Source organism: Phaeobacter sp. (assembly GCF_022825805.1).
GTDB lineage: Bacteria > Pseudomonadota > Alphaproteobacteria > Rhodobacterales > Rhodobacteraceae > Phaeobacter.
The window spans coordinates 23,905-36,167 of sequence record NZ_JAJDWC010000131.1; the positions used below are offsets into that span (position 1 = coordinate 23,905).

The 12,263-nt window shown below is 57.2% G+C and carries 8 protein-coding genes, 1 tRNA gene and 1 pseudogene; 5 read left to right on the forward strand and 5 right to left on the reverse strand.

From position 1 onward, the window contains the following. Window positions 1-42 precede the first annotated feature (42 nt). From mtgA to Q0C28_RS15250, 3 genes are all read right to left on the reverse strand, one after another. Window positions 43-813 (reverse strand): monofunctional biosynthetic peptidoglycan transglycosylase, encoded by a 771-nt coding sequence (gene mtgA / locus Q0C28_RS15240; RefSeq protein ID WP_293577040.1) that lies wholly within the window; start codon window positions 811-813, stop codon window positions 43-45. A gap of 139 nt (window positions 814-952) precedes the next feature. Continuing rightward, complete coding sequence (gene gltB, locus Q0C28_RS15245) at window positions 953-5,485, reverse strand: glutamate synthase large subunit (protein ID WP_293577041.1); 4,533 nt, start codon at window positions 5,483-5,485, stop codon at window positions 953-955. Window positions 5,486-5,549: 64 nt separating this feature from the next. Continuing rightward, window positions 5,550-6,995: an NAD(P)-dependent oxidoreductase gene (locus tag Q0C28_RS15250; RefSeq protein ID WP_293577043.1), complete on the reverse strand. Its 1,446-nt coding sequence runs from the start codon at window positions 6,993-6,995 to the stop codon at window positions 5,550-5,552. Window positions 6,996-7,221: 226 nt separating this feature from the next. On the opposite strand from Q0C28_RS15250, the gene Q0C28_RS15255 reads away from it, so the two are divergent. After that, window positions 7,222-8,028 (forward strand): undecaprenyl-diphosphate phosphatase, encoded by an 807-nt coding sequence (locus tag Q0C28_RS15255; RefSeq protein WP_293577045.1) that lies wholly within the window; start codon window positions 7,222-7,224, stop codon window positions 8,026-8,028. Window positions 8,029-8,105: 77 nt separating this feature from the next. Here Q0C28_RS15255 and Q0C28_RS15260 read toward each other — a convergent pair whose 3' ends face one another. Continuing rightward, window positions 8,106-9,095 (reverse strand): complex I NDUFA9 subunit family protein, encoded by a 990-nt coding sequence (locus Q0C28_RS15260; protein ID WP_293577047.1) that lies wholly within the window; start codon window positions 9,093-9,095, stop codon window positions 8,106-8,108. A 185-nt stretch (window positions 9,096-9,280) separates the two neighbouring features. On the opposite strand from Q0C28_RS15260, the gene Q0C28_RS15265 reads away from it, so the two are divergent. The 4 genes from Q0C28_RS15265 to Q0C28_RS15280 all read left to right on the forward strand — a co-directional run bounded on the left by Q0C28_RS15265 (window position 9,281) and on the right by Q0C28_RS15280 (window position 12,169). Then, window positions 9,281-9,709, forward strand: a complete 429-nt coding sequence (locus tag Q0C28_RS15265) for a globin domain-containing protein (protein ID WP_293577049.1) — start codon at window positions 9,281-9,283, stop codon at window positions 9,707-9,709. Between the two features lie 96 nt (window positions 9,710-9,805). Next, window positions 9,806-9,892: transfer RNA gene (locus Q0C28_RS15270), tRNA-Leu, on the forward strand. Between the two features lie 119 nt (window positions 9,893-10,011). Beyond that, window positions 10,012-11,625, forward strand: a complete 1,614-nt coding sequence (locus Q0C28_RS15275; protein ID WP_293577051.1) for a GMC family oxidoreductase N-terminal domain-containing protein — start codon at window positions 10,012-10,014, stop codon at window positions 11,623-11,625. 28 nt (window positions 11,626-11,653) lie between these two features. Continuing rightward, a complete protein-coding gene (locus Q0C28_RS15280; protein WP_293577053.1) occupies window positions 11,654-12,169 on the forward strand; it encodes an AMP-binding protein in 516 nt (171 codons plus the stop codon). Here the strand turns inward: Q0C28_RS15280 and Q0C28_RS17785 are convergent. Continuing rightward, window positions 12,135-12,263, reverse strand: a pseudogene (locus tag Q0C28_RS17785) (IS630 family transposase); the annotation flags it as partial. The gene Q0C28_RS15280 and the pseudogene Q0C28_RS17785 sit on opposite strands and share 35 nt — an antisense overlap.

A 12,263-nucleotide genomic window follows, 5' to 3' on the forward strand; every position in this document is an offset into this window, starting at 1 on the left:
TGGTGAGGGGCCAGACAGCAATGCCCCGAAGTTTGGAAAGTTTCAATCCTCGAAACAGGCTGCACGACCGTCTGCGCGGATGGTAGCCGCACCATCAACAATCTGAGCGGCTCGCTTGCGCATGAAATCCGTTGGTCGTGCGGCAGAGCGTTGTTTTGGGTTGGGCAAAACAGACGCCAGCAATGCAGCCTGTCGCGCTGTCAGCTCATCAGGGCCAACGCCAAAGTAATGGCGGGAGGCGGCTTCGACGCCAAAGATGCCTTCGCCCATTTCCGCAAGATTGAGATACACCTCAAGGATGCGCCGCTTGGTCCAGATGGCCTCGACCATTGGGGTCATCAACGTTTCCAGCGCCTTGCGGAACCAGCTGCGCCCTTGCCACAGGAACACATTTTTCACCACCTGTTGGGAGATCGTCGACGCACCGCGTTGCCCGCCATCTGCAAGCGCGGCGCGAATGGCCTGCGCATCAAGGCCCCAATGCTGACAAAACCTGGCGTCTTCAGCGGCCACAACAGAACGCGCAAGAACAGGTGCAACAGCTTCGATCGGAACCCATTCCCGATCAATATCGCCAAGCCGCCTGTATTCAGACCAGATCGTAAATGTTGTGGGCGGGTTTACCACGGAAAACAGTAAGATAGGGATCAACGTGATCAAAAGGGCGCCGAGCGCCAACCGCTTGACCCAGCGGCGCAGCCCTGCCCGAAACCGCTCTACACCCCGCCTGAAAGCGGAATGCAGTCGTGTTTTCAAAGATCCTTTCGCCTGAGACGAACCGGATTTTCCACTTTTTTTCGCAGTCTTGGCCATAGCCTTCTATAGGCCAGTCTGACCTCTGGCTCTAGCCGCGAAATCCTGTATCTGCAGGAGTTTGCCCAGCCCGCCCCAGCCGCAAATACGAACTGGAGCGGTCAAAACTGGGCAAACTCTGCTGTAACGAGGCCGAACCTTATTCTGCTGGTACGGCCTTTGAGTCCAAGGTCAACGGGTGCGGCAGCTTTTCGAGCATTTCAATCGGGCAGACCTGCAGGAAATGTGCTTTCTCTGTTTCCCAATGTTGCAGGATATCCGCAGCCCGGCGGCTACCGGTTTCCTCCAAATGACGCTCGATCAGAGTTTTCAGCTGGTTCTCCCAATGCTCTGACGTCACCCGACATGTCACCAAGGTTTCCATGTTCATCAGGGTTTCGGCTTTGTGATCAGGATCATAGAGATATGCCATCCCCCCGGTCATACCAGCGCCGAAGTTCGCACCGGTGGTTCCCAGAATAACCGCGACACCGCCGGTCATATATTCGCAGCCACAGGCGCCACAGCCTTCGACCACGACATGCGCACCAGAGTTTCGCACAGCGAAACGTTCCCCGGCCCGACCAGCTGCAAACAGATACCCATCCGTGGCACCATACAGAACGGTGTTGCCCACGATGGTGTTTTCGCTGGCCTGCAGAGGCGATGCCATCGGTGGACGCACGACGATGGTGCCGCCGGACAGACCTTTGCCAACATAGTCGTTTGCATCACCCGACACCTCCAGCTTCAGCCCAGGGGCTGCAAAAGCACCAAGAGACTGGCCCGCAGATCCCTGCAGCTTAACAGTGAGATGATCGGGCTGCAGCGTGTTGCGCATGCCAAAGTTCTGGACAATGTGGCTCGACGTGCGGGTACCCACGGTCCGATGCGTGTTCTGAACAGCATAAGACAGCTGCATTTTTTCGCCATCTTGCAGGAAACGAGCCGCGTCGCGCACGATTTCCTTGTCCAGCGTATCTGGCACAGCATTGCGTTCACGATCGCGATCATAGTTGATGTCATGCGCACCATCGACGGTGATCAGCATCGGGTTGAGATCAAGATCATCGAGGTGAGCAGACCCACGCGACACCTGCGCAAGCAGATCTGCGCGCCCGATGATGTCATCCATGGACCGCGCACCAATGGAGGCCAGGATTTCACGCACTTCCTGAGCATAGAAAGTGATCAGGTTCACCACCTTATCGGCAGAGCCGGTGAATTTGCCCCGCAGTGCTTCGTCCTGGGTGCATACACCAACCGGGCAGGTGTTGGATTGACACTGGCGCACCATGATACAGCCCATCGCAATAAGAGCTGCGGTCCCGATGCCATATTCCTCGGCACCCATCATTGCGGCCATGACGATATCACGTCCTGTGCGCAGCCCGCCATCGGTGCGCAATGTCACGCGATCCCGCAGGTTGTTCATCGCCAGCACCTGATGCGCCTCAGTGAGGCCCATTTCCCATGGCAGGCCCGCATATTTGATCGACGTCGCGGGTGACGCGCCTGTGCCACCGTTGTGGCCAGAAACAAGGATGACATCCGCTTTTGCCTTGGCCACGCCTGCTGCAATGGTGCCAACACCGGAGGACGCCACCAGTTTCACCGTCACTTTGCAGCGCGGATTGATCTGTTTCAGATCATAGATCAGCTGCGCCAGATCCTCGATCGAGTAGATATCGTGGTGCGGCGGCGGCGAAATCAGCGTCACGCCTTTGGTGGAGTGGCGCAGACGGGCAATCAGATCGGTGACCTTCATTCCCGGCAGCTGGCCGCCCTCGCCAGGCTTGGCGCCCTGGGCCACCTTGATTTCCAGCTCTTCGCACTGGTTCAGGTATTCTGCGGTCACACCAAATCGGCCTGAAGCCACCTGTTTGATCTTTGCAGACGGGTTGTCACCGTTTGGCTCCGGCACGAAATGTGCTGGATCCTCGCCGCCTTCACCAGAGTCGGATTTTGCGCCAATCCGGTTCATCGCCACATTCAGCGTCTTGTGGGCCTCAGGCGACAGCGCTCCCAGCGACATGCCGGGGGTGACAAAGCGCTTACGGATCGAGGTGATCGATTCCACCTCCTCAATCGGTACCGCCGTGCCAAGCGGTTTGATTTGCAACAGATCACGCAGATGGATCGGCGGGTTTGCCTGCATCTTGGCGGAGTACTGCTTCCACAACTCAAACGATGCACGGTCACAGGCCATCTGCATCATATGCATGGAGGTTGCTTCCCATGCGTGCGTTTCGCCGGATTTGCGTGCCTTGTAGAACCCGCCGATGGGCAGAACGTCCTGGCCGCCCAACCATGCTTTGGCGTGGATCTCTTCCAGCTTGGTCTGGATACCGGTGACACCGATACCGGAGATGCGAGAGGTCATGCCCGGGAAATATTCCGCACACATGGCGCGCGACAGACCTACAGCCTCAAAGTTCAAACCACCGCGATAAGACGACACAACCGAGATACCCATCTTCGCCATGATCTTCAGCAGACCCTGGTCAATGGCTTCTCTATAGCGCGCAATGTTCTCGGTCAGGCTGCCATCCAACAGGCCTCGGTCGATCCGGTCGGCCAAAGAGTCCTCTGCCAGATAGGCGTTCACAACCGTGGCACCACAGCCGATCAGAACCGCGAAGTAGTGCGGATCGATACACTCAGCCGAACGCACATTGAGCGAACAGAAGGTGCGCAGCCCCTTGCGGGTCAGATGCGAATGAACCGCAGATGTTGCGAGGATCATCGGCATGGCGACTTTGTTTTCGCTCGAATGCTGATCGGTCAACACAATATGCCCAGCGCCAGAGCTGACGGCCTCTTCGGCTTCGGCCCGGATGCGCAGCAGCGCAGCGTTCAAATTGCCCTGCCCAGGCTCAAACGTACAATCAATCTCCGCCAGAGGCGCATTCAGATTGCGCACCAGTTCATCCCACTGTGCGTTGCCCACAAAGGGGCTGCCCAGAACGATGATCTCGGTTTGCGAGCTGTCTTCGTCCAGCACATTTTTCAGGTTACCAAATCGTGTCTTCAGCGACATCACCCGGTATTCACGCAAGGAGTCGATGGGCGGGTTGGTTACCTGGGAGAAGTTCTGACGGAAGAAATGGCTCAGCGGGCGATACATTTTGGACAGAACCGCAGACGGGGTGTCATCCCCCATCGAAGCGAGGCTTTCTTTGCCGTCCTCAGCCATGGCCGCCAGAATCTGTTCCAATTCTTCGATGGTATAGCCCGCTGCCACCTGGCGGCGGCGCAAATCATCGCCGGAGAACAGCGGCGTTTCGGTCACTTTGGCCAGCGTGGTATCGAGGTCATTGATACGCTGCACCCAATCCCCGAAGGGCAGTGCTGCCGCCAGCTTGTCCTTGATTTCGGTATCGTGGAACAGTTTGCCCTTCTTCATGTCCACGGCAAGCATCTGCCCCGGACCCAGAGCGCCCTTTTCAACCACCGACGCCTCGTCGATCGGGACCATTCCGGCTTCGGAGCCGGCAATCACCAAACCATCTCCGGTCACCACATACCGCATCGGGCGCAGACCATTGCGGTCCAAGCCCGCACAGACCCAGCGCCCATCGGTCATTGCCAAAGCCGCCGGACCGTCCCAGGGTTCCATGACCGAGTTGCAGTAGGAGTACATGTCCCGCCAGGCCTGTGGCAGTTCCACCGCCTGTTTGGACCAGCTTTCTGGCACCAACATGGTTTTGGCCATCGGCGCCGACCGCCCGGCGCGCACCAGAACTTCAAACACCCCGTCAAGAGCGGCCGAGTCGGACGCGCCGCCAGGAACGATGGGTTTGATGTCCTCGGCGTAGTCCCCGAAGGTGGATGATGCCATGCGGATTTCATGGCTTCTCATCCAGTTGAGGTTGCCCTTCAGCGTGTTGATTTCGCCATTGTGGGCAAGCATCCGGAACGGCTGCGCCAACCACCACTGCGGGAATGTGTTGGTGGAGTAGCGCTGGTGGTAAATCGCGAATGCAGATTCAAAGCGCTCGTCCATCAGATCCGGGTAGAACACCGCAACCTGCTCGGCCAGCATCATACCTTTGTAGATGATCGACCGGCAGGACAGAGACGCCAGATACAGCTCCCCAATGCCGCCAGCAGCTGCGGCTTTTTCGATGCGGCGCCGGATGACGTAAAGCTCACGCTCAAAAGTCTCTTCATCCACACCTTTGGAATTGGAGATCAGGATCTGCTCAATCTCGGGACGGGTGGCATTGGCTTTCTCGCCCAGACATGTGACGTCAACGGGCACATGCCGCCATCCGTAGATGTAGTAGCCCATGCGCAGAACTTCGGTTTCCACGATGGTCCGGCAGCGCTCCTGCGCTCCGAAATCCGTGCGCGGCAAAAACACCTGTCCCACAGCCAACAACTGATCTTCGCGCGGCTCGTGTCCGGTGCGGCGGACCTGATCATAGAAAAAAGGTGCAGGGATCTGCACATGGATCCCGGCGCCATCGCCGGTTTTTCCATCAGCATCCACCGCGCCCCGGTGCCAAATTGCCTTCAGGGCGTCGATACCCGCCTCGACAACCTTGCGGCTGCGCGCGCCATCGACGGAAACCACAAGGCCAACACCACAGGACGAATGCTCTTCTTCCTCGGCATAGAGACCGTTTTCGGCCATCCACTTGCGCTTGGCTTCTTCGGCGCGAGCCCAATCTGCATCAAATTTTGTCATATCATTGCTCCCGTTCCGGTGGGCGGCCCTGCAAGGGCTGCGCCTGCCCGGTAGAAAATCTGTCTTATTCAGCGGCGATGCTGCTGGCGGCAGCGTCAAAACGGTTCAGGATTGCTTCGGCGCAATCGCGACCATCTTTGATCGCCCAAACCACCAGCGAGGCACCGCGTACGATATCGCCGACGGCATAAACGCCATCCATATCCGTTGCACCAGTCTGGAAGGCTGCCTTGATCGTGCCCCAGCGTGTCACCGGCAGTTCCGGCTGCTCCCAAAGCGTTGGCAGATCTTCTGGCTCAAACCCCAGGGCTTTGATCACGAGGTCAGCTGGTTCAACGTAATCCGAACCCTCGATGACCTCTGGTGCCTGACGACCCGTTGCATCAGGTGGGCCAAGACGCATTTTCTGGACCATCACACCCGCCACTTTGCCGGCCTGATCGGTAAAGCCACGCGGTGCGGTCAGCCATTCGAAAATCACGCCCTCTTCTTCGGCGTTTTGCGTTTCGCGCTGCGATCCCGGCATGTTGGCGCGGTCCCGACGATACAAACACTTCACCGATGTCGCGCCTTGACGAATGGATGTACGGACGCAATCCATCGCCGTATCACCACCACCAATCACGACAACACGCTTGCCTGCAGCATTCAGACTACCGTTCTCGAACGCCTCAATGCTGTCGCCAAAGTTGGCCGCCTTGTTGGACACTGTCAGGAAATCAATCGCCTTGACGATACCGTCTGCACCGGACCCCGGCATTTCCAAATCACGAGACTTGTAGACGCCGGTTGCGATGATCACGGCATCATGTTTCGCGCGAATATCCTCAAAGGAGATATCCTGCCCGACGTTGCAGTTCATCACAAACTCGACCCCGCCATCAGCCAGCAGCTGATTGCGGCGCATCACAACGTCCTTTTCCAGCTTGAAACCTGGAATGCCGTAGGTCAGCAGGCCACCCGCGCGGTCGTAGCGGTCATAAATAGTGACCTTCACACCTGCGCGACGCAGCATGTCTGCTGCCGCAAGCCCACCAGGCCCAGCACCGATAATACCGACAGATTCGCGGCGCTCCTGCGCAGGTTTGATCGGCTGAACCCAGCCTTCGTCCCAGGCTTTGTCTGTGATGTATTTCTCCACAGCGCCGATGGTGACAGTGCCATGACCGGACTGTTCAATCACGCAGTTGCCTTCACACAACCGGTCCTGCGGACAAATACGACCACAGATCTCTGGGAAGGTATTGGTCGCCTGGCTGGTTTCATAGGCTTCCTGCATCCGACCTGTGGCCGTGAGGCGGAGCCAATCGGGGATATTGTTGTGCAAAGGACAATGGGACTGGCAATAAGGCACACCACATTGGCTGCACCGGCTCGATTGCTCTTGCGCTTTGGTCGCCGCGAATTCGGCATAGATCTCGTCGAAATCCTCTTTGCGCGTATCCGCCGACCGCTTCAGAGGCATGTCGCGATCAATTTGCACAAATTTAAGCATAGGTTGCTTTGCCATGGCGGGAACTCCATGCTGGCTGGCTGCGAATAACTGCGCTCCACATAAAGGTAAGTTTTCCTGACCTTTTAGAGCGACTCTGAAGTGTTGAATACCCGTTCACCAGAGAATGTACAGCATTTTCAGGTCCGGTTCGGACCAAGTTGTGTAAAAGTTCAAGCGAACAAAGGATTTACTCTTGCAGCGAGTTTTGCGATTTCTGGACTGTCGAAGATGGATGTGAATGATGCCGCTGTTTCAACTGATCCTGATCGCCTTGATTCAAGGGGTCACCGAGTTCTTGCCCGTGTCATCCTCGGGCCATCTCATTCTGCTGCCTGGCCTCACACAAATGGAAGATCAGGGACAGGTTATCGACGTTGCGGTGCACGTGGGCACCTTGTTCGCGGTGGTGCTGTTCTTCTGGTCTGATGTCAAAATTGGCTTGCTTGGCCTGCCCAGAGCGCTGACCGGCCGATTGGACAGCGATGGAGCGCGACTGGCGATGGGGCTGATCGTTGCAACGATCCCCACAGTCATCCTGGGCGCGATCCTGCATTTTACCGGCCTCAGCGATGCCCTGCGGTCCATCACGGTGATTGGCTGGACCATGTTGGGCTTTGGCCTAGTGCTTTATGTCGCGGACCGCTTTGCGCCTGAACGAAAATCTGCAGGCAGCTGGGGGCTGAAAGACGCGTTCATCATGGGGCTGTGGCAGATGCTGGCCCTCATTCCCGGCACCTCCCGATCAGGGATCACCATCACGGGCGCACGACATCTGGGGTATACGCGGCTGGATGCGGCACGGCTCTCGATGCTGATGTCGATCCCGACGATACTGGCCTCAGCCGTTTTACTGGGTGCAGATACAACATTTGCAGACCAACCCGGCCTATTGGCCGATGCGGCAATCGCGGCCGTTTTGTCGATGCTGGCCGCACTGGCGGCGTTGGCCATCATGATGCGCCTCCTGCGCACCATCAGCTTTGCTCCATATGTGATTTACCGGGTTGTACTGGGGATCATTCTGCTGGTTGTCGCCTACCAAGGCTAACGAGCATTGCCACAATAAAAAAGCGCCGAACCTTCGGCGCCTTTTATTGCATGCTCCAATTCAGGCGATCTGCCAGATCAAAGATCGTTGTGCAGATTGCGCGCCGATTCCATCATTTCATTGTACTGACCCGATGGACGGAACTTCCACAGATAATCAGGCAGAACCGACGCCAGCGACACAGGCTGGATACCGAGATCCGCAAACCCTTTGGCCTGGTCAGACACCACATTATCGCGCTTCAGGTTTTTCAGCTGATCCCGCGTCAGGATTTTGTTTTCCACCAGTTGCAGGGTGGCTTTCTGCAGCAGATCAAACGCCAAGGCCATGATCTGCGCGACAAAACCAGGCAGCGACACAATCATCCGACGGCGATTGATCACGGCAAGCATCTGTTTCATCAGCGCGCCAAAGGATTTCACCTCGGGTCCGCCCAATTCGTAAACGCCAGCAGGCGCTGCACCGGTCAGCGCCGCAACCGCCGCCTTCGCGACGTCGTCGACGTAAACGGGCTGGAATTTCGTGTCGGCATGCGCAATCGGCAACATTGGTGACAGCCGGGTCATGGCCGCAAACCGGTTGAAGAACTGATCCTCAGTCCCAAAAACAACCGACGGCCGCAGGATGACGGCCGTTGGCACATGTTGTAGCACCGCAGCCTCACCAGCCGCCTTCGACCGTGAATAGGCACTGTCGGCGTTTGTATCCGCGCCGATGGCGGAAACATGCACCATCGTATCAATACCGGCTTGGGCCGCCTGACGGGCAATCCGCTCTGCCCCATCGGCTTGCACCGCATCAAACGTGTTTTTGCCAAGTTCGTTCAGAATGCCAACGCAGTTTACCACTGCATCCGCACCCTGCATGACTGACGCAACAGAGGCATCATCGCGGATATTGCAAAGCACCGGTTCTACCTGGCCTGGCACACCGTATGGTTTGACAAACATGGCTTCATTGGGACGACGGACCGCAACGCGCACGCGCCACCCTGCCTTGGCCATGCGACGCGCAATGTAACGGCCGACAAAACCGGACCCGCCATAGATGGTAACCAGTTTGGACATCTCTTGGCTCCTACGTTAGCTCTCGTTTTGATCTATCGCTCTAACCCCTGTGAAACAAGGGCGCAAATGGTACCAGTTACATACCCACACCTACTGTTTCATTAACCCGAAATTCAGCAGCGCCATCTACTTTCCGTTCGACTGAAGATCCCCCCAATTAGTGTGAACTCAAACGAGGCAAGTAAATGAGCGACGGTGAAACTGTACTCACCAACGGTGAACGCAATCTCATCCTGCAAAATGTCAACAGCGAGAAAATGGACCTGGATCGGTTCGTGCCGTTGTTTTACAGCAAATTCTTCGCGGCCTGCCCCGACACCAGGTCGATGTTTCCGGCGGATATGTCGCAACAGGAAGAGAAGCTGCTGGTGTCTCTCACCCACATCATCGAAGCGGTGGATCATCCAGAGAAACTGGAGATGATTCTGCGAAATCAGGGTAAAAAACACCGCGATATCGAGATCACCGATGCCCATTTCGATGGCTTCATCGTCAGCTTCATCACGGCCCTTGCCGACACATTGGAGGAAGAGTGGAACGCTGATGCCTGTGACGCCTGGCACCGGTTTCTCCACTACATCGCCCATCAGATGAACTTCAAAAAGGCGGCGTAGACCGGCAAAACCGGAAAGGGGGCAGGATCCGGAAAAAAGGCGCATTTTCCGTTTGACGCCCCCAACGGTTCCCCGTATACGCCCCTCACGACACCTGCCCAGGTGGCGGAATTGGTAGACGCGCTAGCTTCAGGTGCTAGTGTCCGTATGGACGTGGAGGTTCGAGTCCTCTCCTGGGCACCATATCCCTCTCTTTTTTTTAGCGATAGACAGCCACAGGCATATTCCATCTGACGTATGGTCAGGCTGGACAGGTCCCACACATCCATCGCTTGCTGCTATTCGTGAGCAGGGGGGACAGAATGGACTTTGACTACGTCATCGTTGGAGGGGGATCCGCAGGAGCAACCCTGGCATCCCGGCTGAGCGAGAACCCGAATGTCAGCGTATGCCTGTTAGAAGCCGGAGGACGCGGGGACAGTCTGCTTGTACGGGCACCCGCCGCTGTCGTTGCGATGCTGCCGGGTCGCCCCCGGATCAACAACTGGGCTTTTGAGACCGTCCCGCAGCCTGGGCTGAATGGCCGCCGAGGATATCAGCCCCGCGGCAAGGCTCTGGGCGGATCAAGTGCCATCAACGCAATGCTCTACGTGCGCGGACATGCGCGTGACTATGACGAATGGGCCGAACTTGGATGCGAAGGCTGGGACTGGCATTCTGTCCTGCCCTATTTTCGCAAATCCGAAAACAACGCACGCGGCAAAGATTCGCTGCACGGGGCAAACGGCCCCTTGCAGGTTCGCGATCAAGACGCACCCCGCCCCGTCACTGATGCCTTTGTTGAGGCCGGTCAAACCCTTCAGATCAAGCACCAAACCGATTTCAACCGCGGCGACAATGAAGGGATCGGCCACTGTCAGGTGACCCAGTTCCACCAAGCTGACCGCGTGGGAGAGCGCTGTTCGGCCGCCGCAGCCTATCTGCATCCCGTGCTCCACAGGCCCAATTTGACCGTGATCACTGCCGCACAGGCCCGTCGGATCCTCTTTGACGGCAAACGGGCGGTTGGGGTGGAATACCAGCACAAATCCTCAGTCCGGCAGGTGCGCGCAGGTAAAGAAGTGATCCTGAGCGGCGGCACCTTCAACTCCCCGCAGCTTTTACAACTGTCGGGGGTGGGTCGCCCGGACGACATCCGCCCGCACGGCATCGAAATGATCCACGAACTGCCGGGCGTTGGACAGAACCTCCAGGATCATCTGGATTTCACGCTCGCGTACAAAAGCAAGGATCGCGACAATTTTGGAATTTCCGCAAGTGGCAGCTTGGCGTTGCTGCGCCATATGCTGACCTGGCGCAAGACAGGCGGCGGTATGATCGCCACGCCATTTGCCGAAGGCGCCGCATTCCTGAAAACTGATCCGCAAATCGACCGCCCGGACATCCAACTGCATTTCGTGATTTCCATCGTGGATGATCACGCCCGAAAGCTGCATCTTGGCCATGGCTTCAGCTGTCACACCTGCGTGTTGCGGCCAAAATCTCGCGGCTCCGTTCGGCTTGCATCGGCAGATCCGCTGGCCAGCCCCGCGATTGATCCGCAGTTCCTCTCCGACCCGGAGGATCTGGCAGTGCTGATCAAAGGGGTCCGACGCGCCAGAGAGATCATGGCGGCTGACCCCATAGCCGCCTTCGCGGACAAAGAGCTGTTCATAACCGAAGAGCCCGATGATGCCGCGCTTGCAGAGCATATTCGCAACCGGGCCGATACGATCTATCATCCTGTGGGCACCTGCAAAATGGGCCAGGACGATCTGGCTGTCGTTGCACCGGACCTGCGGGTTCATGGGCTGCAAGGGCTGCGCGTTGTAGACGCATCGGTGATGCCGCGTCTGATCGGTGGCAACACCAACGCCCCAACGATCATGATCGCAGAAAAAGCAGCAGATATGATCAAAGCGGACGCAACAGCTTGATGAGTTTGAGACAACAGAGGTGACGCATATGTTCGGCAAAATGATGCACAAACAACTGACCATTGGATCCCTGATCGAACACGCGGGCCGTTTTCATGGATCCACCACGGTCACCTCGGTCGAAACATCTGGCGAAACGACTCATGTGACCTGGGCAGACATCGAATCCAACGCCCGGAAACTGGCAGCCGCGTTGGACCGTCTCGGGATCAAACAAGGGGCCCGTTGCGGAACAATCGCCTGGAACAACCGTCGACATCTGGAGATCTACTTCGGCGTTTCGGGCGCAGGGTACGTTTGCCACACCATCAACCCGCGGCTGACACCCGAACAGCTGATTTACATCATCAACCATGCCGAAGATCAGGTGCTATTCATCGATACGACCTTTGTTCCTGCCGTTGCGAAACTCCGTCCGCAAATTACAGGAACCGCCCATGTGGTCGTACTGGGTGAACGTGATGACACCATTGCCCAGCAGATTGACGGCGTTTTGTTCTATACCGCACTCACCCCAAAACCCGAAATTTTTCGTGTGTTATGACCCTGAAGTTGTCTGAGACCTGATCTCGGAATGTTTTCCACTCTTTGGGGATGGTTTCGCGGAAGAATCTCAGGATCGCATCGGCGAATTGCTT